At 60.7% G+C, this 22,707-nt stretch carries 20 protein-coding genes; 11 read left to right on the top strand and 9 right to left on the bottom strand.

The window, feature by feature from the left end:
* The 6 genes from ACSQ3J_RS18100 to ACSQ3J_RS18075 form a co-directional block, all read right to left on the bottom strand.
* Entirely contained in the window at window positions 1–1,986 is a 1,986-nt protein-coding gene (locus ACSQ3J_RS18100; protein ID WP_060504148.1) for an FAD-dependent oxidoreductase, read from the bottom strand.
* Window positions 1,987–2,011: 25 nt separating this feature from the next.
* Complete coding sequence (locus ACSQ3J_RS18095; protein ID WP_060504149.1) at window positions 2,012–3,118, bottom strand: quaternary amine ABC transporter ATP-binding protein; 1,107 nt, start codon at window positions 3,116–3,118, stop codon at window positions 2,012–2,014.
* The gene (locus tag ACSQ3J_RS18090) at window positions 3,111–3,998 is read right to left on the bottom strand and encodes an ABC transporter permease (RefSeq protein WP_060504150.1); all 888 of its coding nucleotides are present in this window, start codon (window positions 3,996–3,998) and stop codon (window positions 3,111–3,113) included. The genes ACSQ3J_RS18095 and ACSQ3J_RS18090 overlap by 8 nt, the downstream gene beginning before the upstream one ends.
* Window positions 3,999–4,131: 133 nt before the next feature.
* Window positions 4,132–5,133, bottom strand: coding sequence for an ABC transporter substrate-binding protein (locus ACSQ3J_RS18085; RefSeq protein WP_060504151.1), 1,002 nt, complete (start codon window positions 5,131–5,133; stop codon window positions 4,132–4,134).
* Window positions 5,134–5,200: 67 nt separating this feature from the next.
* On the bottom strand, window positions 5,201–6,001 hold the full coding sequence (locus tag ACSQ3J_RS18080) for a pyrroline-5-carboxylate reductase family protein (RefSeq protein ID WP_244482087.1): 801 nt from the start codon (window positions 5,999–6,001) through the stop codon (window positions 5,201–5,203).
* A 7-nt stretch (window positions 6,002–6,008) separates the two neighbouring features.
* Window positions 6,009–6,638 (bottom strand): TetR/AcrR family transcriptional regulator, encoded by a 630-nt coding sequence (locus ACSQ3J_RS18075; RefSeq protein WP_060504152.1) that lies wholly within the window; start codon window positions 6,636–6,638, stop codon window positions 6,009–6,011.
* A gap of 146 nt (window positions 6,639–6,784) precedes the next feature.
* On the opposite strand from ACSQ3J_RS18075, the gene ACSQ3J_RS18070 reads away from it, so the two are divergent.
* The 6 genes from ACSQ3J_RS18070 (at window position 6,785) to ACSQ3J_RS18045 (ending at window position 13,965) form a co-directional block, all read left to right on the top strand.
* Entirely contained in the window at window positions 6,785–8,821 is a 2,037-nt protein-coding gene (locus ACSQ3J_RS18070; RefSeq protein ID WP_436039734.1) for an FAD-dependent oxidoreductase, read from the top strand.
* Window positions 8,822–8,823: 2 nt separating this feature from the next.
* Window positions 8,824–9,429, top strand: a complete 606-nt coding sequence (locus ACSQ3J_RS18065; protein ID WP_436039732.1) for a dimethylsulfonioproprionate lyase family protein — start codon at window positions 8,824–8,826, stop codon at window positions 9,427–9,429.
* A gap of 41 nt (window positions 9,430–9,470) precedes the next feature.
* A complete protein-coding gene (locus ACSQ3J_RS18060; protein ID WP_436039897.1) occupies window positions 9,471–10,220 on the top strand; it encodes an electron transfer flavoprotein subunit beta/FixA family protein in 750 nt (249 codons plus the stop codon).
* A 27-nt stretch (window positions 10,221–10,247) separates the two neighbouring features.
* Window positions 10,248–11,177: an electron transfer flavoprotein subunit alpha/FixB family protein gene (locus ACSQ3J_RS18055; RefSeq protein ID WP_060511836.1), complete on the top strand. Its 930-nt coding sequence runs from the start codon at window positions 10,248–10,250 to the stop codon at window positions 11,175–11,177.
* Window positions 11,178–11,407: 230 nt separating this feature from the next.
* A complete protein-coding gene (locus ACSQ3J_RS18050) occupies window positions 11,408–12,280 on the top strand; it encodes a 3-hydroxybutyryl-CoA dehydrogenase (protein WP_060511838.1) in 873 nt (290 codons plus the stop codon).
* Window positions 12,281–12,369: 89 nt separating this feature from the next.
* A complete protein-coding gene (locus ACSQ3J_RS18045; protein WP_436039729.1) occupies window positions 12,370–13,965 on the top strand; it encodes an EAL domain-containing protein in 1,596 nt (531 codons plus the stop codon).
* Window positions 13,966–13,987: 22 nt separating this feature from the next.
* On the opposite strand, the gene ACSQ3J_RS18040 is transcribed toward ACSQ3J_RS18045, so the two are convergent.
* On the bottom strand, window positions 13,988–14,572 hold the full coding sequence (locus ACSQ3J_RS18040) for a glutathione S-transferase N-terminal domain-containing protein (protein ID WP_060506397.1): 585 nt from the start codon (window positions 14,570–14,572) through the stop codon (window positions 13,988–13,990).
* A 34-nt stretch (window positions 14,573–14,606) separates the two neighbouring features.
* Complete coding sequence (locus tag ACSQ3J_RS18035) at window positions 14,607–15,074, bottom strand: SRPBCC domain-containing protein (RefSeq protein ID WP_436039727.1); 468 nt, start codon at window positions 15,072–15,074, stop codon at window positions 14,607–14,609.
* Between the two features lie 109 nt (window positions 15,075–15,183).
* Here ACSQ3J_RS18035 and ACSQ3J_RS18030 point away from each other — a divergent pair, with 109 nt between their 5' ends.
* Window positions 15,184–16,221, top strand: coding sequence for a GlxA family transcriptional regulator (locus tag ACSQ3J_RS18030; RefSeq protein WP_436039725.1), 1,038 nt, complete (start codon window positions 15,184–15,186; stop codon window positions 16,219–16,221).
* A gap of 5 nt (window positions 16,222–16,226) precedes the next feature.
* Here ACSQ3J_RS18030 and tlpA read toward each other — a convergent pair whose 3' ends face one another.
* A complete protein-coding gene (gene tlpA / locus ACSQ3J_RS18025) occupies window positions 16,227–16,907 on the bottom strand; it encodes a thiol:disulfide interchange protein TlpA (protein WP_436039723.1) in 681 nt (226 codons plus the stop codon).
* A 30-nt stretch (window positions 16,908–16,937) separates the two neighbouring features.
* On the opposite strand from tlpA, the gene argH reads away from it, so the two are divergent.
* The 4 genes from argH (at window position 16,938) to ACSQ3J_RS18005 (ending at window position 22,689) form a co-directional block, all read left to right on the top strand.
* Complete coding sequence (argH, locus tag ACSQ3J_RS18020; protein ID WP_060506399.1) at window positions 16,938–18,341, top strand: argininosuccinate lyase; 1,404 nt, start codon at window positions 16,938–16,940, stop codon at window positions 18,339–18,341.
* Window positions 18,342–18,435: 94 nt separating this feature from the next.
* Window positions 18,436–18,630, top strand: coding sequence for an LPS translocon maturation chaperone LptM (gene lptM, locus ACSQ3J_RS18015; RefSeq protein WP_060506400.1), 195 nt, complete (start codon window positions 18,436–18,438; stop codon window positions 18,628–18,630).
* 12 nt (window positions 18,631–18,642) lie between these two features.
* The gene (gene lysA, locus ACSQ3J_RS18010; RefSeq protein ID WP_060506401.1) at window positions 18,643–19,911 is read left to right on the top strand and encodes a diaminopimelate decarboxylase; all 1,269 of its coding nucleotides are present in this window, start codon (window positions 18,643–18,645) and stop codon (window positions 19,909–19,911) included.
* 144 nt (window positions 19,912–20,055) lie between these two features.
* The gene (locus ACSQ3J_RS18005; RefSeq protein ID WP_060506402.1) at window positions 20,056–22,689 is read left to right on the top strand and encodes a TIGR02302 family protein; all 2,634 of its coding nucleotides are present in this window, start codon (window positions 20,056–20,058) and stop codon (window positions 22,687–22,689) included.
* Window positions 22,690–22,707 lie beyond the last annotated feature (18 nt).

The raw sequence follows: 22,707 nt of genomic DNA, 5'->3' as shown, positions 1-22,707 counted from the left end.
TCAAATCGCCAATCCGGCCTTGCGGCCCTCGAAAAACGCATACGGCGCCTGCCGTGGCGCGGCGCAATCGCCGATTTGGTGTGTCGCTATGCCTCGTTCCCGAAGCCCCGGCATCAGCCAGTCCATCGCAACGTTCGTGGTCGCGGTGACGAGCGTGTCTGCCTCTATGAAGCGATGCCTACCGGTACTGTGGTCGATGATGGTCGCGCCGTTGCCGTGCCATTCGGTGATGCTGGCTTCTACGATCCAGTCGACGCCGAGCTTTCGCAGCGTCTGGCGCATCGGCACGTCTGCTGCGGCTCGCTGTAGTTCCTTGCCGACGAAGGGGTCTGGCGTGAGGATCGTCACCTGATGGCCTTCCTCGGAAAGTTTCCAGGCCGTGCCACCACCGCGCCAGCCACCACCTTCGTCGAGTAGCAGCACGTGTCTGCCCGGCCGGGCCTGCCGCGCCATAACGGCTTCCACCGTGAAGACATTGCCTTTCTCGATCCCGGGCATGGTTTCCACCGCCGGCAACGCCTTCTGAAAACCGGTCTCGGGCGGATAAGAGCCGGTCGCGGCAATCACGATGTCGAACTCGGAAGGATCGATCTCCTCGGCGTCCATATAGCTGTTGAGGCGAACCTCGATGCCCAGCTTTTCGAGCTGGCGTTCATACCAGGCGATGAGATCGAGAATCTGCGCCCGTCGTGGCTGCATGCCGGCCAGAAGAAAATTGCCGCCGAGGCGCGTGGCGGCTTCCGTAAGCGTCACCCGATGACCGCGCTCGGCGGCGACACGGGCGGCCTCTAGCCCGGCCGGGCCCCCACCGATCACCAGCACGCGTTTCGGCTCGTCGGTCTTACGGAAACGGTCGCCGCCCCATTCGACCTCGCGGCCGACGGAAGGGTTGATCAGGCAGCTAATCCAGTAATCGCGGGAGCGGCGCCCCCAGCACATCTGGTTGCAGGAAATGCAGCCTCGGATATCGTCCGGCCGGTCCTCGCCGGCCTTAATGGCGAGATGCGGGTCGGCGATCTGGCCACGCACGATGGAGACGAGATCCGCCGCGCCTTCGCCAAGCACCGTTTCGGCATTGTCAGGGGTGCGAATATGGCTTTCGGCGATGACTACAGCCTTCTTGACGACGCCCTTCAGTACAAAAGCTAGGTCCGCGCCGAGCTTTTCCGGGTAGAGGAAGGTCGGCATCAGCTTATAGAAATCGAGATAGCCACCCGAGCCGCAGGTGACGTAGTCAATCAGGCCGAGATCGTCATGCAGCTTAACGATCTCGGCGAGTTCGTCGCTCTGAAGGGCAACCTTCACATCCGGCTCGTCGGAGACGGCAAGACCGATGATGAAGTCGGGGCCGCAGACGTCACGGATGCGCGACAGGATTTCGCGTGACATGCGCGTCCGGTTTTCCAGCGAGCCGCCCCATTCATCCTCGCGCCGGTTGCACCAAGGCGTCCAGAACTGGTCGACCAAGCCGAGATAGGCAGCCCAGACCTCGACTCCGTCGAAACCGGCGTCGTGACATCGACGCGCAGCCGCCACGAAACCGTCAATCGTCTCGTGGATTTCGGCCTTGCTCATCGGGTGCGAGCCGTCGCTGTCGTGATAGCTCGGCCCGCCAGAGGGCGACCAGTGGGGGTGGAAGGAATTGTCGGAATCGCCATGCGCGCCGACATGGTAGAGTTGCTGGATCGCGATGGTACCGTGCCGCTTGATGGCCTCGACCACCCTTCGGAAATGAGGAATGACAGCATCGTCTGAGTGACGGAAATTACCCCGGGTGAGCACGGCGGCGGCGTGCACCGGCATGGGCTCGACGACGATCATAGCCGCGCCACCGATCGCGCGCTCCTCATAATAGGCGGCATGGCGTTCGGTCGGGAGGCCTTCGACGGCCATGTTGGCAGTGTGCGCACCGAAGACGATCCTGTTTTTCAGCATCCGGGAACGTAGCCTCAGCGGTGAGAAAAGGCGGGGGAATTTTTTCGACATCGCTGAATTCCGAACCTAGAAATGACTATTGGGATGCCGAGGTGGCAGGGCCGGCACTATCTTCGGCTCTGCTAAGATCAACCCGGTGGCCGCTGTCGTGTGCATTGACCATTGCGCTCGCCAATTGACGGAAGGTCACGGTACCAAGCGGATTGCCAGCTGCATCGATGACGGTGATGTCGCCCTCGGGTGCCGTGGCAAGAGTACGCACGGCGTCTTCGATCGTAACGTCGGCGGCAATAGCTGCTCCGGCCGTTGTCGCTGTTGCACGAAGCGGGCTCATGACCGCTTTTACATGAACGACCCGTCCGCGGTTCACTTCCTTGACGAAGTTGGCGACATAGTCATCAGCGGGGCGCAGCACGATTTCTTGGCTGGTGCCCTGCTGAATGACCTCGCCGTCGCGCAGGATGGCAATCTGATCGCCGAGCCGTAGCGCCTCGTCAAGATCGTGGGTGATGAAGACGACGGTCTTCTTGATCTCCTTCTGGAGATCCAAAAGTACCGATTGCATGTCCACGCGGATCAATGGGTCGAGCGCCGAATAAGCCTCATCCATCAGGAGGACAGGCGCATCATTGGCGAGGGCACGCGCAAGGCCAACGCGCTGCTGCATGCCTCCGGAGAGCTGGTTGGGATACTTTTCCTCGAACCCTTTGAGCCCGACACGTTCCAGCCAACGCATGGCTGTGTCGAGGCTCTTCTGGCGCGGTACGCCCTGGATTTCGAGGCCGAAGATCGTATTGTCGAGCACCGTGCGGTGCGGCAGAAGTGCGAACTTCTGGAACACCATCGCCGTCTGATGGCGGCGGAATTCGCGCAGTTCGGCCTCCGGCATTTTCACGACGTCGATGCCGTCGACAAGAACCTCCCCGGCCGTCGGGTCGATCAGCCGGTTAATGTGGCGGATCAGCGTCGATTTGCCGGAGCCGGAAAGGCCCATGATGACCTGGATCGAACCGGAGGGCATTTCGATGTTGATATCGCGTAGGCCGAGTACATGGCCGTATTGGGCGTTGAGCTCGGCCTTGGTGAGGCCGTTCTTGACGGCCTCAACGTGGCTGGCCGCATTGGGTCCGAAGATTTTGTAGAGATGGCGGACTTGGATGCCGCCGAAGACCTGATCAGCCATGGACGATCTCCCGGTGTTTCTGGAGGCGCTTCCCATAGGCCTGGCTGACGCGGTCAAACATGATGGCAATACCGACGATGGCGAGACCGTTGAACATTCCGAGCGTGAAGTACTGGTTGGCGATGGCCTTCAGCACCGGCTGGCCGAGACCCTGCACGCCGATCATCGAGGCGATAACGACCATGGCGAGCGCCATCATGATCGTCTGGTTGATGCCGGCCATAATCGTGGGCAGCGCTAGGGGAAGCTGGACCTTGAAGAGCTTCTGCTTGTGGTCAGCGCCGAAGGCGTCGGCGGCTTCCAGCACATCCTTGTCGACAAGGCGGATGCCTAGGTCCGTGAGGCGGATCATCGGCGGGATGGCATAGATGACGACAGCAATGAGGCCCGGCACCTTACCAATGCCGAGCAGCATGACGACCGGAATGAGATAGACGAAGCTCGGCATGGTCTGCATCACGTCAAGTACTGGGTTGACGATACGCTGCAATCGGTCGGAGCGTGCCATGAGGATGCCGATGGGTATGCCGATGGCGATCGACAGCACCGTGCAGACGAAGATCATCGAGATCGTCCGCATCGTGTCCTCCCACATGTCAAGGTAACCGATGATCATGAGGGTGACGAGACAGCCGGCGGCGATGCGCAGGCTGCGCGTCGCGGCATAGGCGATAGCGAGGATAAGCAGCGTGATAATTGGCCAAGGGGTCTTGAGCATGAAACGCTCCGAGGCGATCAGGAAGTGCTGCAGAGGCGTAAACAGGCCCTCGATCAGCTCGCCATAGCTTCGGGTAAAGCCGCGAAAGCCGTCATCGATGGCCTTTTTCAGGTCACGGAGCGCGTTGTCGTCCATATGCGGAAATTTATAAAACCAGTCCATTCGGTTCCCCATCCGGAAAGAGGTCGGGCCACGTCCTCTTGTTCTTGGTATGTCGCCAGGTGAGGTGCGATATGTGCGAGCACACATCGCACCGGTTCTGCGAAGGCCGCCAGTCGCGGCCATCGAACAAGGTTTAGAGCGCAGCCTCGATCTTAGCGGCCGCTTCCGGCGATACCCACTTTGTCCAGATGTCCTTGTTCTCCTCTAGAAAGTGCTTGGCGCCATCCTCGCCGCTAGCCTGGTTGTCGGTCATCCACGCCATTAGCTGGCCGAGAGTCTGGTTGCTCCAGGAGCGTTTAGCCAGATAGTCCATGACCTCGGGGCCAGCCTTTTCGGAGAAGGGCTTGGCGACCAGCGTTACGATCGTATCGACCGGCCAAGCGCTCGGCTTGGGATCCGTGCAGTCCGCGATGGTCACGCAACGCTTCCATTCCGCCTGGTCGTAGGGAACGCCAGCTTCGAGCTGCACCATTTCGTATTTGCCGAGGAGGGCGGTTGGCGCCCAGTAATATCCGACCCAGCCTTCCTTGCGCTCATAGGCCTTGGCAATCGAGCCGTCGAGACCGGCGGCCGAGCCCGTATCGATCAGGCTCCAACCCGCCTTCTCCGCCTCGAACGCCTTGTAGAGTTGCGCGGTAACGACCGTGCCACCCCAGCCCTGCGGGCCGTTAAAGATTGCGCCCTTGCTCGGATCTTCCGGGTCCTTGATCAGGTCCGGATGCTTCAGGAGATCGGGGATCGTTTTGATGTCCGGGTGCGCGTCGGCGAAGTATTTGGGGATCCACCAACCCTGCACGCCGCCATCGGGCAGCGGCGAACCGACCTTGATGATACGGCCTTCGTCGGTACCCTTCTTGACCACGTCAGGCAGCAGGTCGATCCAGGCTTCCGGTGCGATATCCGGCTCGCCCTTTTCGGCCATCGAGGTAATGGTCGGGACCGTGTCGCCGATGGTGATCTCGGCGTTGCAGCCATAGCCTTCGTTGAGGATGATCTTGTCGAGGTTAGAAATCACCTCGGCACTCTGCCAGTTCATGCTGGCGATGGTGATGTCGCCGCACTCGGCGGCTTGGGCCATCGCAGAGCCGGCGACGGTTCCCAGGAAGAGGCAGGTCGATGCAAGCAGTTTCTTCATTATCGTTCCCTCTGCATGCGGCTTGGTTTTTGGGAGCGGGGCGCCGCGACACCCGCTCTTGACGGCGCTAGGAAGGTTCCCCCATGCGGACCGATTTCTTGAAGGCGGCGGCAAGCCCGCGTGTCACGGCGCTGCCGAAGCCCGCCGAAAGCATTTCCTCCATCGCGGCGGCCGTCGTGCCGCGATAGTCGCGGAAGGTCTGGACCGTTTCGGTGGGACAGTCGTCGCGCTGTTCCAGCAGGCGACCGGTGCCGATAAGCACCGTGTTGACAGCCCGTTGAGCGACCTGACGGTCGAGGCCGTGGGCGACGGCATCTGCCATCATGGCCTCGGCAAGTAAGGCCGGAAAAGCCGGGCCCGACCCGGTAAGGCCGGTCAGATAATCGATCTCCGCCTCGGTCCTTACCTCGTCCTGCACACCGCAGGCGTCGAAAATTGCCCGGACAACAGCGCGGTCGGTATCGCTGACATCCTTTGTGGCAATCCACGGCGTATAGGACTTGCGGACCTGCGCAGCCGCATTCGGCAATGTGCGTACGGCGCGGAGAGTCCGATGCCGTTCGCCAAGCGCTGTAAGGCGTATGCCGGCCATGACGGAGATGACGAGCCTGCCCTCGGCTTCGACCCTGAGGTCGATCCAATCGGCCGGGCGGACGGAGAGAATAATGACGTTCGAGCGGTCGGCGAGGGCCTGGTTGTCCGAGGTCCAGAATGCGTCGGGGAAACGATCCGGACGCGTGCTGCGGTAGGAAAGGGCGAGATCCTGAGGTTTTGCGATGCCGGAGGCGAGGACCGCTTCGGCAATAGCGGAGCCAAGCCATCCGCCGCCGCCGATCACGCCGATCCTCAAAACCTTGTCTGTTTCCACCTTCGACTCACTCCGGTTTGTATTGATGCCTTGCGAAGAAGCGGTCGAGTTCGCGCTGATGCGGAACCTGTCCGGTATAAATGGCGATGTATTCCGGTATGCGTTTCATGCGCAGTGCGAGGTTTTCCTGCGCCTGCATAGAGATGTATCCGATCTGGACCAGATAGGTTGTTCTCGCGCGAACGTCGGCCTGGGCCACTTCATACCCGAACCGCATGAACATGCGGCTGATCGCCTCCATGCGCGTCTGGTCAGCCATTTGCACCTCCGCCAGTGTGTCCGGCGATTGCAGGGCCCAGCTGCGCACGGCAAACTCGAATTGCGAGTCAAACAGCTCCTTGTTCAGCCAGCAGTCGAAGACGTTCAGCATCGCTTCGGCGAGCGATTCCGCATAGGCCTCGGATTGCTTGACCAGGTTGCCGGTGTTCTTCTCCCTCCACCGCGAGATCAGTGCATCGAGCAATTCCTCTCGATCCTTGAAGAACCAGTAAAAGCTGGTCCGGGAAAGATTGAGCCGTTTAGCGAGCGGCATGATCTTCACCGAATCCACGCCGGACTCGAGCAGAGAGTCGTATGCGGCTTGCAGCCATCCTTCCTGGGAGCCGCGCCAGCCGCTGTCGCTTGTCGTCTGTTCCATGAATGCCTCCTAACAAATCCCGCCTGCGGCCGCAAGTAAAATGTACATTACTGTCTATCTTTTGATCTCAAGTGTTTTGATCATTGACACATATGTACATTCCCGCGTACCGTTTCCCTGATTTTCCTTAAACCGGAGCCCGGCGCATGTCGAACGATCCTCTGCTTCAGCCCTACCGGCTCAAGCATCTGACCCTCCGCAACCGTATCATCGTCACCTCGCACGAACCGGCCTATCCGGAGGATGGCATGCCGAAGGGCCGCTACCGTGCCTATACCGTGGAGCGCGCAAGGGGCGGGGTGGCGTTGACCATGACGGCGGGTTCGGCCGCCGTCTCGAGGGACAGTCCGCCGGTCTTCAACAACCTGCTCGCCTACAAGGATGAGATCGTTCCGTGGATCCGGGAGATGACCGACGCCGTGCATGAAGAGGGCGCGGCGATCATGATCCAGCTCACTCATCTCGGCCGCCGTACGCGCTGGGACAAGGGCGATTGGCTGCCCGTCATCGCACCGTCGCATCATCGCGAGGCAGCGCACCGAGCGTTTCCCAAGAAGGTGGAAGATTGGGACATCGAGCGCATCATCAAGGATTTTGCGGATGCGGCCGAACGCATGAAGGCGGGCGGAATGGACGGTGTCGAACTGGAGGCCTATGGCCATCTGATCGACCAGTTCACCTCGCCGCTTACCAACGAGCTTGATGGCCCCTATGGCGGCTCGCTCGACAATCGCATGCGTTTCTGTTTCGACGTGTTCAAGGCAATGCGCGAGCGTGTCGGCGACGACTTTATCCTCGGCGTACGCTATACGGCCGATGAATGTCTTCCCGGCGGGACCGGAAAGGCCGAAGGTCTGGAAATCTCCCGCCGTCTCAAGGAAAGCGGCCTGATCGACTATCTCAACGTCATTCGCGGCCATATCGACACGGACCCGGGCCTGACGGATGTCATCCCGATCCAAGGCATGGCGAGCGCGCCGCATCTGGATTTTGCCGGCGATGTTCGGGCCGCAACCAAGTTCCCGACCTTCCATGCGGCGAAGATCCAAGATGTCGCCACCGCACGCCATGCGATCGCCGCCGGCAAGGTCGACATGATCGGCATGACCCGCGCCCACATGACCGATCCACATATCCTGCGCAAGATTATTGAAAAGCGCGAGGACGACATTCGCCCCTGTGTCGGCGCGAACTACTGTCTCGATCGTATCTACCAGGGCGGTCTTGCGTTTTGCATCCACAATGCGGCTACCGGCCGTGAGGAGACCATGCCGCATAACATCCCCAAGGCGGATGTGCGCAAGAAGGTCTTGATCGTCGGCGCAGGCCCGGCGGGTCTGGAGGCGGCGCGTGTCTCCGCCGAGCGCGGGCACGAGGTCGTGGTCTTCGAGGCCGCGAACAATCCCGGCGGCCAGATCCGCCTGACGGCGCAGAGTGAGCGCCGCCGCGAAATGATCGGCATCATCGACTGGCGCATGAGCCAGTGCGAAAAGCTCGACGTGACCTTTCACTTCAACACCTGGGCGGACGCCAATACGATTACCGCGGAAAACCCCGATGTCGTGATCATCGCAACGGGCGGCCTGCCGCACACGGATGTCCTTAGCAGTGGCAATGAGCTGGTCGTGTCTTCATGGGACATCATCTCGGGCGACGTGAAGCCCGGCACAAATGTGCTTGTCTATGATGATGCCGGCGATCATGCAGGGCTGCAGGCGGCCGAGTTCATCGCCAAGGCGGGCGGCAAGGTTGAGATCATGACGCCGGACCGCGCTTTCGCCCCGGAGGTCATGGCGATGAATTTGGTGCCCTATATGCGCTCGCTGCAGAAACTCGACACGACGTTCACCGTCACCTACCGCCTGGATGCGGCAGAAAAGAGCGGCAATCAGATCATCGCCCATGTCGGCAGCGACTATGGCGGAGTTTCCAAGCAGCGCACCGTCGATCAAATCGTCGTCAACCACGGCACCATTCCGCTGGATGATCTTTATTTCGAGCTCAAGCCCGGCTCAAAAAACGGCGGTGAAATCTCCTATGACGAGCTTCTGTCCGGCTCGCCCCAGACCACTGAGCGCAACCCTGGCGGCAGCTACCAGCTCTTCCGCATCGGCGATGCGGTCGCAGCTCGCAACACACATGCCGCGATCTATGACGCGCTGCGCCTCGCTAAGGATATCTGACGATGGTGCGAAGCGATGCATTGCAGGGCTTCCTTGACGCTGCCTTTGTGGCTTATGACCAGTGCGCGCAGGATCTTCGCGCTCGCGAATCTATCATGCACATTTTTGCCACTCTGGAAGCGCCCCAGCCCTCGCGACCAGATATCGGTAAGCGCCTTCCTGTATGCCGGAGATATCTGGAGGAGGCTTTTGCGGTGGAGACCGGTGGGACGGCGCTCGATGTATTTATCGAGCGGTTCAAGGCATTGGAGCCCTCTCTCGAATGGAAGTGGCGCCCTACCTACGACGATACCGCGAGCGAAAACTTCCTGATGAGCCACGCGAACACGATGATCATCGGCCCAGGCGGGTTCGAAGACCGTCGGGATGTATGGTTCGGTGCAAGCCTGATGGCGCCGAACGTGCGCTATCCGGATCACGATCACGCGCCGGAAGAGACCTATCTCGTCTTGTCCGATGGTGAGTTTCTACATGGCGATTCCGGCTGGTTTTCGCCTGGTATCGGCGGTTCCTTTTACAATCCACCGGGCATTCGCCACGCTATGCGATCGGGTGACAAGCCGCTCTTCGCGTTCTGGGCCTTGCTGCCAGACCAGACGAAACAGTGAAGACAGAAGCCGGACTGATGGGCCGAGGAAGGAAAATGACGATGAAAGTTCTGGTCACGGTCAAGCGTGTCGTCGATTACAACGTGAAGATCCGGGTGAAGCCGGATGGCACGGGGGTCGAGCTTGCCAACGTCAAGATGTCGATGAACCCATTCGACGAAATCTCGGTCGAGGAAGCGCTGCGGCTGAAGGAAGCCGGCAAAGTCGAGGAAGTGGTCGTCGTCTCCGTCGGACCGGCCAAGGCCGAGGAAACGTTGCGCACCGCTCTTGCCATGGGCGCCGACCGGGCAATCCTGGTCGAGACCGACGATGCGGTCGAGCCTTTGGCCGTTGCCAAGATCATCAGGCAAGTGGCGGAAGCCGAACAGCCCGGCCTGGTCATTGTCGGCAAGCAGGCGATCGATGACGATAGCAACCAGACCGGCCAGATGCTGTCGGCGCTGCTCGGCTGGGCCCAGGGCACCTTTGCCTCGAAGATTGAACTCGGTGACGGCAAGGCTGCGGTCACCCGCGAAGTCGATGGCGGCCTGCAGACCATCGAGATCAAGCTGCCAGCGGTGGTGACCACCGACCTGCGCCTGAACGAGCCGCGTTATGCCTCGCTGCCAAACATCATGAAGGCCAAGAAAAAACCGCTCGACAAGAAGAGCCCGGCCGATTTCGGCGTTGACACCGCACCGCGTCTGAAAGTTCTGAAGACCGAGGAGCCCTCGGGCCGCAAGGCCGGCATCAAGGTCAAGACGGTTGCCGAGTTGGTCGACAAGCTCAAGAACGAAGCCGGCGTCCTTTAAGACATCCAGAATAAGGAGACTAACATCATGGCCATTCTTCTTCTGGCTGACCACGACAATGCAACGCTTTCCGACCAGACCGCTAAGGCGCTGACGGCTGCTGCCAAGATTGGTGGCGACGTGCATGTGCTGGTGGCAGGCTCGGGTGCCAAGGCTGCAGCCGATGCAGCTGCCAAGCTCACCGGCGTTTCCAAGGTGCTGCTCGCAGACAGCAGCGATCTTGCCAATAATCTGGCCGAACCGCTGGCAGCCCTGATCGTGTCGCTGGCCGGTTCCTACGACACCATCATCTCGGCCGCCACCTCGACCGGCAAGAACGTTCTGCCGCGTGTTGCAGCCCTGCTCGACATCGCCCAGATCTCGGAAATCACCGAGGTCGTTTCGGCCGATACGTTCAAGCGGCCGATCTATGCTGGCAACGCCATCCAGACGGTGCAGTCGGGTGAAGCCAAGAAGGTCATCACCGTGCGCACGGCCTCGTTTGCCTCGGCAGCCGAAGGCGGCTCGGCATCGGTCGAGACCATCTCGGCGGCTGCCAATCCGGGCCTGTCGACATTCGTCAAGGACGCCCTGTCCTCGTCGGACCGTCCGGAACTGACATCGGCCAAGATCATCATTTCCGGCGGCCGCGCGCTCGGCTCCTCGGAAAAGTTCCAAGAGGTCATCCTGCCTGTCGCCGACAAGCTCGGTGCCGCCGTCGGCGCCTCGCGCGCTGCCGTTGACGCCGGTTACGCGCCGAACGACTGGCAGGTCGGCCAGACCGGCAAGGTCGTAGCTCCGCAACTCTATATCGCTGTTGGCATCTCCGGCGCCATCCAGCATCTGGCCGGCATGAAGGACTCGAAGGTCATCGTCGCCATCAACAAGGACGAGGAAGCCCCGATCTTCCAGGTTGCAGACTATGGCCTCGTCGGTGATCTCTTCACCATCCTTCCGGAGCTTGAAAAAGCGCTCTAAACGTTTCGAGAATACAACCAACGGCCGCGCAACTCTGCGCGGCCGTTTTTCGTTTTAGAAGCAATGCGTTTCCTTAACCCACAATGACCTCTACCTCGAATAAAGGCTGGAAAATTGGGCGCGATGCCTTTATCACTGGCATCTAAATACCTCGCCCCAACGGGCGCTTTGCTTTTTGCACGAACGGAAGCGCAATCGCCCTTTCGTATGGATGATGGAAAATCGGCTCGATGATCAAGAATGTCGGAATTGTTGGCGCTGGACAAATGGGCTGCGGCATTGCCCAGGTATCGGCTTCGGCCGGGTACAAGGTGCATATCTACGACATTTCGGCCGACCGCGTTGAAGCGGGACTGGCAACCATCAACGGCAACATGGCGCGTCAGGTCTCCTCCGGTAAATTGACAGACGAGGAGCGCAAGAAGGCGCTGTCGCTGATCAAGGGATCGGCTGACCTTAATGATCTGTCGCCGATGGATCTGGTGATCGAAGCCGCGACCGAGGACGAAAGCGTCAAGCGCAAGATCTACGGCCAGGTCTGTCCGGTGCTGAAAGCCGACGCCATCCTTGCCACCAATACCTCCTCCCTGTCGATTACACGGCTCGCGTCCGCGACCGACCGGCCGGAACGCTTCATGGGCATCCACTTCATGAATCCGGTTCCGGTGATGAAGCTGGTCGAACTGGTCCGCGGCATTGCCACCGAAGAAGGCACCTTTGCCACCGCCAAGGAATTCGTCGCAACGCTCGACAAGACGATCACCGTCGCCGAAGACTTTCCGGCCTTCATCGTCAACCGCATCCTCTTGCCGATGATCAACGAGGCAATCTACACGCTCTATGAAGGCGTCGGCAGCGTCGATGCCATCGACACGGCGATGCGGCTCGGCGCCAATCACCCGATGGGACCGTTGCAGCTGGCCGATTTCATCGGTCTCGACACCTGTCTGTCGATCATGCAGGTGCTGCATGATGGCCTGGCGGATTCCAAGTACCGCCCCTGCCCGCTGCTGGTCAAATATGTCGAGGCCGGCTGGCTTGGCCGCAAATCCGGCCGTGGTTTCTACGACTACCGTGGCGAAGTTCCTGTCCCGACACGCTAACCTGCGATCGTCACTAAATCAGCAGTAGAACATTCAAGCGATCTTAACCTGTTTCCGTCACGGTCCAGACCTCACAAAAAGGCCGGGCCATGACAGTTCAGCAGAGACTTCGCTTCGCCGCCTTCATGCTGTGTTTTGCCGGCCTGTTTGTCGGCGCTCTCTATTACGTTCATTCGGCTTTCATCACCTCGTGGAACGAGAAGCAACTGCGCCAGATCGCCACCGACACGGTGGTGCGCACGGAACTGGCAATCGATTCCGCCACCATGAAAATGAGTGACGTCATCGTCAACCGCAGCACGTCCTGCGCAACCGTCGATCCGGCGGCGATGACCAAGGCGCTCTACGGCTCCAGCATCATGAAGAACATCCGGCTGGAAACGAAGGATGGCATCTGCTGGAGCCATGATGAAAGGGACGAGGCGCTCGAACAGTCGATCTCGAACGCAAAGCCCAACCGGACCAACAGTCCCGGCTACTCGCTCTTTTCGCTTGGTTTTCCGGGGTGGGCGGGTCTCGGCGTTCGCTGGCAGTATGGCGAGCACGAAAATATCGTCGAGGTTCTCGCAACAGGCGGCTTGCTCTTTGGTATCCTGCCACAGGAACTGCGCGAAAGCGCGCTGATGCAGTTGACCCTTGAAGATGGCTCCTCCTTTGCCACCTATCGCCCCGAGCGCAAATGGTCCAGCGAGAGTGCCGGTCTCGTCACCTTCACTGAGACGTCCACCAAGTATCCCATCTCGTTGAGCATGAAGATCGATGCCGCCGCGCTGGGCCATTGGAACCAGACGCTATCACCACAGATGATCGCCGCTGCAGCGGCCTTCGGCCTGGGTTTCGGGTTTCTTGCCGCCCGCGGCATGATGCGCAACACATCCATCCTCGACAACCTCGACCGGGCCTTGTCGAGCGGTCAGATCCAACCTTATTTCCAACCGATTTTCGGTCTTGAGGACAGGGAGCTTCTTGGCTTCGAAATGCTGGCGCGCTGGATCAAGCCGGACGGCACGATGATCCCGCCACTGGCCTTCATTCCGCTTGCCGAAAGCAGCGGCCGGATCGAACGATTGACCATGGAACTGCTCAGACAAGCGGGAGAGCAGCTTGGCGGGCTTCTGGAAGTACAAACACAACTCAAGCTGACCTTCAACGTCACGCCTGACCAGTATCTGGCTGATGATTTCGTCACGAACCTGGTCGCCAACACCACCCGCTTCAACCTTCCCCACCGTGCGCTTGTGGTCGAGGTAACCGAACGGCAGGCCATTGCCGACAAGAAACGGGCAGCGATCGTCACCGGCAAACTGAACGATGCGGGCCTGCGCGTTGCCATCGATGATGCGGGGACGGGTCATAACGGGCTTTCGGCAATCTATGCGCTCGGTGCCAACTACCTGAAGATCGACAAATTCTTCATCGACGGGGTCACGCTCGATCGGAAATCGTCGGAACTGGTGGAGATGCTGGCCGGGCTCGCAACGAAATTCGGCATGATTGTCGTTGCCGAGGGTATCGAGACGGAAGAACAGATCACTGCGCTTCTGCAGCTGGGCATCCGGGAGGGACAGGGATTTGTCTATTCCCGCCCGGTCCCGGCCGCAGCGATCCTCGCGATGGCGGCGAAGGACATGGCTGCGCCCGGGCCAAGAAAAAAGAGCCGCGTCACTTTCCTCATGAGCGCCTGAGCGAGCTCTGGCGAGAGCAAGTCTATAGCAACCCCTCCGCCCGCAATGCGCGCTGAACTGCAGGCCGGGCCTCCACATCGGCGACATAGACAAGCAGTCTTTCAGGAACCGGCATCTCGACCATCCGCGCCCAGCGCAAGGTGACATAGAGCAAGGCATCGGCCACGCTGAACCGGTCTCCCAGCAGATAACGCCCGGCGATCTGTCCGGCAATCAGGATGAAGCGCTCCTCGACCATGCCACGCAGCATCGCGACCGCTTCGTCGCCCGGCAGGAAGAAGGAGAAGGCAAACGGCCTCTGCACTTCGGTCGACAGAAACGCCAACGTCTCGATCAGCCGGTGCCGCTCCATTCCTCCTGCTCCTTCGTGGCCAGTAGTGTGCTGATCGATCCAATCGAGGATCGCCACGGTTTCCGTCAGCGGCACGCCGTCTTCGATTTCAAGCAGCGGCACATAGCCCTTCGGATTGACGGCGAGATAGTCTCCCGGACGCTCCAGCGTCCGCGTCATGATGTCGACCTTGACCAGCACCGGCTCAAACCCGGCTTCAAGAAGGGCGATGTGGCCTGCCAATGCGCTGGTGCCCGGAGAGAAATAGTACTTCATCTCAAAAATCCTTCCATGTTGAACGACGCGGGATTCAGGCTGCAGCAGTGCGGCCAAGATAGGCGACCAAGCCTTCGAGCATCGCGCCCCAACCTTCCTTGTGCCCTTCCGGGCTATCCCCATCGAAATAGAAACCGCTCTCGGTCAGCCTCAGATCCGTACCGTTGGCCGCCGGGGCCAGTTCCAGCAAGACCGTACCGGCGAAAAGCATGCCGTTCTCATGCGACACGGTGCTCGAAGAGAGGATGAATTGATCGGTGCGAATGGCATGATAGTGGACCGTGTTGACATACGGCTTCGCGCCAGACGGGCCGAAGGTCAGGACATCGGTATGACCAGCGCGAAATTCGAAGACCTGATAGGCCATCTCCCACCCGTCCCCCGGTGCGCTCCAGTCAAGAAGTGCCTCGCGGCTTGACCAGGCAGCAAAGACCTCTGCCGGTGCCGCGGCAAGAGTGCGTTCAAAAACGATGGTTGCGTGATCGATATGCTGAATTGTCATGGGCTTGCTCTCTGTGCGGTGTTGAATATGCGGGAACCCTAGCTGCTTACAGTGGCGCCCTTTAGTGGCAGGATGGACAAAACCGGGGCATACGTGCCAAATTGCCATCATGTTTCCAAAACAGTTCACGCCCCCGCCGCTGCGCATCAGTATTCTGGTTTTGCCGGAAACCGCGCCGATGGCCGTCTACGGGCTCTATGAAGTGCTTGGTTCGGTTGGAAAAATCTGGCCGCAATTGACCGGCGAGACGGAGAAGGTCCGCGGCATCGTCCCCCGCATCGTTGCAAAGACTGCAGAGCCTTTCCAATCCGTCATCGGCGTTCCCATCACACCGCAGGCATCAATCAGCGACGACAATGACGCCGATGTGGTAATCGTCTGCGATATCGAGTTGCCGCTGCGAGGTAGCCCTGAGGGCCGATGGGCGGAGGAAATTGCCTGGGTGCGCGCAGCCCTTGCGAGAGGTGCGCTGGTGTGCTCGACCTGCAGCGGGTCCGTTCTGCTGGCCGAGGCTGGCCTTCTCGACGGATGCGACGCCGCTTCGCACTGGAGTGCGGCAGAACTGTTTCGCGACCGCTATACGCGCGTTCGCTTCCGGCCCGACCGTATTCTTTGCGACAGCGGCCATGAGGGCCGGCTACTCACCGCCGGTGGCGCATCCTCCTGGCAGGACCTGTCGTTGTACTTGATTGGCCGCTATTGCGGATCCGCAGAGGCCATGCGTGCCGCAAAGATCTTTCTGATCGGCGATCGCAGTGGCGGACAACTACCCTTTGCCGCGATGACGCGTCCGCGCCAGCATGACGATGCCGTGATCGCTGAAAGCCAGACCTGGATTGCCGATCATTATCCGGAGCCAAACCCGGTGACGAGGATGGTCGCGCAATCGGGTCTTGCCGAACGCACCTTCAAGCGGCGGTTCACCAATGCGACCGGCTATACGCCGGTCGACTATGTGCAGGCGATCCGCATCGAGGAAGCCAAGCAGATGCTGGAAACCACCCGTGACAGCATCGACGGCATTGCCGCCGAGGTCGGCTACGAAGACCCGACGTTCTTCCGCCGCCTGTTCAAGCGGATCACCAGCCTCAGCCCGGCGCAATACCGGCAGCGGTTCCAGACCGCTGGCATCCGTCAGGGTGCTTGAAAGGCCTAAACCCCGCCGGCGGCGGCCTTGATCAGCGCCCTGGCATCGTCGCTATCCCATGCGGCCGGCCCGTTCATCGACGAGATCAGGCAACCCTTGTCGTCCATCAGCAGCGTGACAGGCAGGCCAAAGGCCAGGCCTTCCTTCTTCAGCGAATTGAAAACGCCCATCGATGCATCACGGTAATAGCCGAGGTCATGCACGCCGGTTTCGTTGAGAAATGCCGTCGGCTTCTCATCGTCACCGATATCGATATTGACGGCAACCACCTCGAACTTGTCGCTCCCCGCAGCCTTTTGCAGCGCATTGAGGGCCGGCATCTCTTCGCGGCAAGGGCCGCACCATGTCGCCCAGAGATTGAGCAGCACGGTCTTGCCGCCAAAATCGGCAAGCGTCAGATCCTTGCCATCCTTGCCCTTGAAACTGAGGCTGGACATGGAGCGCGGCTCGCTGACCGGCGCCATCGCGGCGACCTGGCCCTTGAGGAACGGTGTGATGGCCGCAACCTTGCCTTTTGCCGCTTCGCAGATCTTGGCGTCTGCGGTTTCCACCGCCACACCATTGCCAGACCCGCTTTCCCTGACGTATACCGCTGCCGCACCGGCGATCACGCCTCCAAGGGCAGCGATCATTACCAGTCTGGCAGGAGGAAAGCGTTTCTTCTTGTCGTTTACTTCATTTTCCAAAACGGGTCATTCTCCAGGGCGGGCATCTTCATGGCTGACGGCACTTCTGAAACCAAAAGCTCCAACCAGATGTGGGGCGGTCGCTTTGCTCAAGGACCGGCGGCGATCATGGAGGAGATAAATGCCTCGATCGGCTTCGACAAGAAGCTTTTCGCCCAAGACATCCGCGGCTCAATGGCGCATGCGACCATGCTGGCGCATCAAGGCATCATTTCGGCCGATGATAAAGACAAGATCGTTCACGGCCTGAGCACGATCCTGTCAGAGATCGAAAGCGGCCAGTTCGAATTCTCCCGCCGGCTCGAAGACATCCATATGAACGTGGAAGCACGGCTTGCAACCCTGATCGGCCCGGCCGCCGGACGCCTGCACACAGCGCGCTCGCGCAACGACCAGGTGGCGCTCGACTTCCGCCTGTGGGTAAAGGAAGAGTTGCAAAAATGCGAGGGAATGCTGACGAGCCTGATCGCGGCCTTCCTCGACCGCGCCGAAGAGCACGCCGAGACGGTGATGCCAGGCTTTACCCATTTGCAGACGGCCCAGCCGGTGACCTTCGGCCATCACTGCATGGCCTATGTCGAAATGTTCGGCCGCGACCGCCAGCGCGTGCGCCACGCCATCGAGCATATGGACGAAAGCCCGATCGGTGCTGCAGCACTCGCCGGCACCGGCTTTCCGATCGACCGCCACATGACCGCCAAGGCGCTTGGTTTCCGCGAGCCGACCCGCAATTCGATCGACACCGTTTCGGATCGCGATTTCGCGCTGGAATTCCTGTCAATCGCCTCGATCTGCGCCGTGCATCTGTCGCGGCTGGCCGAAGAAATCGTCATCTGGTCGACACCGCAATTCGGCTTCGTGCGCCTGTCGGATGCGTTTTCGACCGGCTCCTCGATCATGCCGCAGAAGAAGAACCCGGACGCTGCCGAACTGGTACGCGCCAAGACCGGCCGCATCAACGGCTCGCTGATCGCGCTTCTGACCGTGATGAAGGGCCTGCCGCTCGCCTATTCCAAGGACATGCAGGAAGACAAGGAACAGGTCTTCGACAGCGCCGAGAGCCTGGAACTGGCAATTGCAGCGATGACCGGCATGGTCCGCGACATGACCATTCGTGCTGACCGGATGAAGGCCGCTGCAGGCTCCGGCTATTCCACCGCTACCGATCTTGCTGACTGGCTGGTGCGCGAAGCGGGGCTTCCCTTCCGCGACGCCCACCACGTCACTGGCCGCGCCGTGGCGCTGGCCGAACAGAAGGCCTGCGAACTGGCTGAACTTTCTCTCGAAGACCTGCAGACGATCCATCCGGATATCACCGACAAGGTGTTCGGCGTGCTGACGGTCGAGGCTTCGGTTGCCAGCCGCACATCATTTGGCGGCACAGCGCCGAGCGAAGTCAGGAAGCAGATTGCCTGGTGGCGGACCCGCAACTGAGAATACGATTCAGGGTGCACAATGCCCCGAAAAGCCGTTATGAGTTTTGGCGAATTTGCGAAGAAGGGCTGATTGCCCGGACCGGGAACCATCGATGCTGTCACGAAACACCACCATTCTGCTTGCAGTCCTTGCCATTGCCGGCCTGACGCTGTCCGGCTGCGGGCGCAAGGGCGACCTCGATCGTCCGGGCTCCTCCGCTCCGATCAACACCAAGGCGGTACCCGGCAGCGTTGAAAAACAGGACGAAGCGCGCGGCAAGCCCTTCTTCCTTGATCCCCTCCTGTAACAGAGCACACTCGTGAACCATTTCGAATATCGTGACGGCATTCTGTTTGCTGAAGACGTCTCCGTCATCGACATCGCCAAGGCGGTGGGAACCCCGTTCTACTGCTATTCTACCGCAACGCTGGAACGGCACTACTCGGTCTTCTCCAAGGCATTTTCCGATATTGACGCCATGGTCTGTTACGCCATGAAGGCCAATTCCAACCAAGCCGTACTGAAGACGCTCGGCCGTCTGGGCGCCGGTGTCGACGTGGTATCCGGCGGCGAACTGCGCCGGGCGCTGGCAGCCGGCATCCCGGCCAGCCGCATCATGTTTTCCGGCGTCGGCAAGACCGCCGCCGAAATGGACCTGGCGCTCGACGCCGGTATCTACTGCTTCAACGTCGAATCCGAGCCGGAGTTGGAAGTGCTCAATGCCCGCGCCGTGCGCGAAGGCAAGAAGGCGCATGTGTCCTTCCGCATCAACCCGGATGTCGACGCCAAGACCCATGCCAAGATTTCGACCGGCAAGAAAGAAAACAAGTTCGGCATCGCCTATGAGCGCGCCCGCGCCGTTTATGCCCATGCCGCGACCCTGCCCGGTATTCAGGTGACCGGCATAGACATGCATATCGGCAGCCAGATCACCGAGCTGCAACCTTTCGCCGACGCTTTCAAACTGTTGCGCGAGCTGGTCGATACCCTGCGCGCCGACGGCCACAACATCGATCACGTCGACGTTGGCGGCGGCCTTGGCGTGCCCTACAAGCTGGACAACAACCCGCCGCCCCTGCCCGACGCCTACGCGACGATCGTCAAGGACCAGCTGCGCGAACTCGGCTGCAAGATCGTCATGGAGCCCGGCCGGCTGATCGTCGGCAATGCCGGCATAATGGTGACGGAAGTCGTCTACGTGAAGGACGGCGGCTCGAAGACCTTCGTCATCGTCGATGGTGCCATGAACGACCTGATCCGCCCGACGCTCTACGACGCCTATCACGAAATCCAGCCGGTGCGGATTTCCGCCGCCAACGCGCCGCGTATCAAGGCCGACATTGTCGGTCCGGTCTGCGAGACCGGCGATTATCTGGCGCTCGACCGGGAAATGGCCATGCCGAAGCCCGGCGACCTGATTTCGATAGGTACCGCCGGCGCCTATGGTGCGGTGCAGGCAGGCACCTATAACAGCCGTTTGCTGGTGCCCGAGGTTCTTGTCAACGGCGATCGCTTCCACGTGATTCGTCCGCGCACGACCTATGAGGACCTGATCGGGCTGGATTCCGTGCCTGACTGGCTCGACTGACGGCCTTTCAGCAGCTCCCGGTCCGGCGTTGTTGATAGCACCGCGGCGGACCACCGAAATCGATCACGATTGCGTTGCCGCCCTCGTCTTCGCCACAAAGAGTGTTATCCTTCGCGGTACGTTTCAAACGTTGAAAGGGAACGGATGACGGAAATCCGGCGGGACAGCTCGACGGCGGCGGCAGGCTTCATGCGAAGCCTTGCGGTCAAGCGGACGCTTGCGCGTATCGTCCTTATCGCCGAACAGATGGCGCCCCGCGCCCTGCCGCTCATTGCCATCGTCTTGCTGTTTCTCTCCGCCGCCTGGTTCGGTTTCTTCCGCACCGCCCCCGGCTGGCTGCATGTCACCGCCCTGATAGCCTTTGCCGCTGCCTTCGTCGCCGTATTGATCCCGCTGCTGCGCATCCGCATTCCCGGCAATACCGAGGCCGACCGGATGCTGGAGGAGCGCAACCACCTGCCGCATCAGGCAATCCGAGTTCAGGACGATCAACCGGCCACCAGCGGCGCCTTCGGCCAGGCGCTCTGGCAGGAGCATCAGACCCGCATGGCGCGGATGATCGGTTCGCTACAAGCTGGACTGCCCAAACCGGACATCGCCCGCACCGACAGCTATGGCCTGCGTGCGGTTCCGGTGCTGCTTGCCTGCGTTGCCTTTGCCTATTCCTACTCAAACCGCGCCGGTCTGATTTCCGATGCCTTCCGCCCGCCGCAGCAGATCGCCGCGATACCCGATGTGCGCATTGATGCCTGGGTGACGCCGCCTGCCTATACTGGCAGGGCGCCGGTTTTTCTGACGGACAGGCAGGGCGCTGAACAGATTGCCGGCAGCGCAGAGCCGCTGCGTATCCCGCAGTTCAGCGAATTGACCGTGCGCATCACCAGCGGCGGTGAAGGCACGCCCGTCACGTATCTGGAAGACGGCGCGGCCCAACCGCTGGTAATCGCCGCACAGGCGGCCAAACCCGGCAAGGACGGCAAAGTACCTGTGGTAGCTGCTGCTGCCGATCCGGCAAAACCCGGCAGCGACACCCATATGATGAAGATCACCAAGGACGGTTCGCTCTTTGTTGGTGGCGAACAATGGGCCTTCACGGTGATCCCCGACAGCGTTCCGGATATTGCCTTCGACGGCATTCCGCGCACTACGGTCAACGCTGCGCTCGAAATTGGTTTTGCAGCCAAGGACGATTACGGCATCCAGGATGCCTGGGCCGAAATCGTCCCTCTCGACAAGCAGGCTGCCGATGCGCGGCCGCTTTATCCCCTGCCGGAATACCGCCTCGATCTGCCCAAGCGCAACGCCCGCGAGGCCAAGGGGCTGACCAGCCGCAACTTGAGCGAACACCCGCTTTCTGGAAAGCGCGTCCGCGTCACGCTGGTTGCCAAGGATGCCGCCGGACAGGAAGGCCGCAGTGTGCCACAGGACATGATTCTGCCCGCCCGTCCCTTCTTCGAACCTTTGGCCGGAGCGGTCGCCGAAGAGCGGCAGGTGTTTGCGCTCAATGCCAACGATCTGCCACGCGCGATTGAACTTAACGACGCCCTCTCGGTGCGGCCCGACGAAACCATCCCGAACCTGACGCACTTCCTGCTTCTGCAATCGGCCCGAACCCGCATGGCGCTTTCGCGCAATGACGACATGCTGCGCGATGCAGCAGCCTATCTCTGGGATATCGCACTCGGCATCGAAGGTGGCGACATGGCGCTGGCCGACAAGCGGCTGCGCGATGCTCAGCAGAAGCTGTCCGAGGCGCTGGAAAGAGGCGCATCGGACGAAGAAATCACCAAGCTGATGCAGGAACTGCGCGACGCCATGAAGGACTACATGGAGGCGCTGGCCAAGCAGGCGGCAAAGAACCCGCAAGTGGCGGCCAACCCCAACCAGAACAACGTGCTGCGTCAGCAGGATCTGGAAAAGATGATGAACCAGATCGAAAACCTCGCCAAATCCGGCGCCAAGGATCAGGCGCGCCAGATGCTGTCGGAAATGCAGCGCATGATGAACAATCTCCAGGCCGGCCGGCCTCAGCAACAGCAGCAGGGCCAGGAAAACAGCGAGATGCGCAAGCAGATGGACAAGCTCGGCCAGCTGATGCAGGAGCAGCAGCAACTGATGGACGAGACGTTCAAATACGATCAGGCCCTGCGCGACCGCATGCAGCGCGGCGATCCGCTGGAGGGAGAGGACCATGAACTCTTCGACCAGGAGATGCCGCAGGAACCCGGCCAGCAGCAGGATCAAAATGCCCAGCAGCCCGGCCCGCTCGACAATATGACGGCGGAAGAACTGAAGCAGGCGCTAAAAGACATGCAGGCGCAGCAGGACCAGCTGGGCAAGCAGCTTGGTGAATTGCAGAAGGGCCTTGAAGGCATGGGCATCAAGCCCGGCAAGGGTTTTGGCGAGGCTGGCCGCGAAATGAAGGGCGCTTCCGGCGCTCTCGGCAAGGGCCAGGGCGAACAGGCTGTCGGTAGCCAGGGCCGCGCATTGCAGGCGCTGCGTGATGGCGCGCAGGACATGATGCAACAGATGCAAAGCCAGGGCCAAGGCCCCGGGCAAGGCCAGGGCGTGCCGCAATATGGCCAGAACGGCCGTGACCCACTGGGCCGCCGCCAGCAGAACGCTGGGCCGGACTTTGGCGATCAAGTCAAGGTGCCTGATGAAATCGATACGCAGCGCGCCCGCGAAATCCTCGACGAAATCCGCCGCCGCCTTGGCACCAACTCGTCGCCGGAGACGGAGCGGCAATATCTGGAAAGGCTGTTGGATATTCGGTGAAGGCCAGCTCCCAAACGC

It is taken from the genome of Rhizobium sp. LjRoot98 (assembly GCF_964252935.1).
Taxonomy (GTDB): Bacteria; Pseudomonadota; Alphaproteobacteria; order Rhizobiales; family Rhizobiaceae; genus Pararhizobium.
This window is presented reverse-complemented; position numbering and strand designations above follow the sequence as displayed.

Bases quoted from the DNA above. Each gene is read 5' to 3' on its own strand.
- ACSQ3J_RS18035 (WP_436039727.1), bottom strand. From the start codon at position 15,074: ATGACAATTCAGCATATCGATCACGCAACCATCGTTTTTGAACGCACT.
- ACSQ3J_RS18065 (WP_436039732.1), top strand. From the start codon at position 8,824: ATGGTGCGAAGCGATGCATTGCAGGGCTTCCTTGACGCTGCCTTTGTG.
- ACSQ3J_RS18085 (WP_060504151.1), bottom strand. From the start codon at position 5,133: ATGAAGAAACTGCTTGCATCGACCTGCCTCTTCCTGGGAACCGTCGCC.
- ACSQ3J_RS18045 (WP_436039729.1), top strand. From the start codon at position 12,370: ATGACAGTTCAGCAGAGACTTCGCTTCGCCGCCTTCATGCTGTGTTTT.
- argH (WP_060506399.1), top strand. From the start codon at position 16,938: ATGGCTGACGGCACTTCTGAAACCAAAAGCTCCAACCAGATGTGGGGC.
- ACSQ3J_RS18030 (WP_436039725.1), top strand. From the start codon at position 15,184: ATGTTTCCAAAACAGTTCACGCCCCCGCCGCTGCGCATCAGTATTCTG.
- lptM (WP_060506400.1), top strand. From the start codon at position 18,436: ATGCTGTCACGAAACACCACCATTCTGCTTGCAGTCCTTGCCATTGCC.
- ACSQ3J_RS18070 (WP_436039734.1), top strand. From the start codon at position 6,785: ATGTCGAACGATCCTCTGCTTCAGCCCTACCGGCTCAAGCATCTGACC.
- ACSQ3J_RS18095 (WP_060504149.1), bottom strand. From the start codon at position 3,118: ATGGCTGATCAGGTCTTCGGCGGCATCCAAGTCCGCCATCTCTACAAA.
- ACSQ3J_RS18060 (WP_436039897.1), top strand. From the start codon at position 9,471: ATGAAAGTTCTGGTCACGGTCAAGCGTGTCGTCGATTACAACGTGAAG.
- ACSQ3J_RS18055 (WP_060511836.1), top strand. From the start codon at position 10,248: ATGGCCATTCTTCTTCTGGCTGACCACGACAATGCAACGCTTTCCGAC.
- ACSQ3J_RS18040 (WP_060506397.1), bottom strand. From the start codon at position 14,572: ATGAAGTACTATTTCTCTCCGGGCACCAGCGCATTGGCAGGCCACATC.
- ACSQ3J_RS18075 (WP_060504152.1), bottom strand. From the start codon at position 6,638: ATGGAACAGACGACAAGCGACAGCGGCTGGCGCGGCTCCCAGGAAGGA.
- ACSQ3J_RS18005 (WP_060506402.1), top strand. From the start codon at position 20,056: ATGACGGAAATCCGGCGGGACAGCTCGACGGCGGCGGCAGGCTTCATG.
- ACSQ3J_RS18090 (WP_060504150.1), bottom strand. From the start codon at position 3,998: ATGGACTGGTTTTATAAATTTCCGCATATGGACGACAACGCGCTCCGT.
- ACSQ3J_RS18050 (WP_060511838.1), top strand. From the start codon at position 11,408: ATGATCAAGAATGTCGGAATTGTTGGCGCTGGACAAATGGGCTGCGGC.
- ACSQ3J_RS18100 (WP_060504148.1), bottom strand. From the start codon at position 1,986: ATGTCGAAAAAATTCCCCCGCCTTTTCTCACCGCTGAGGCTACGTTCC.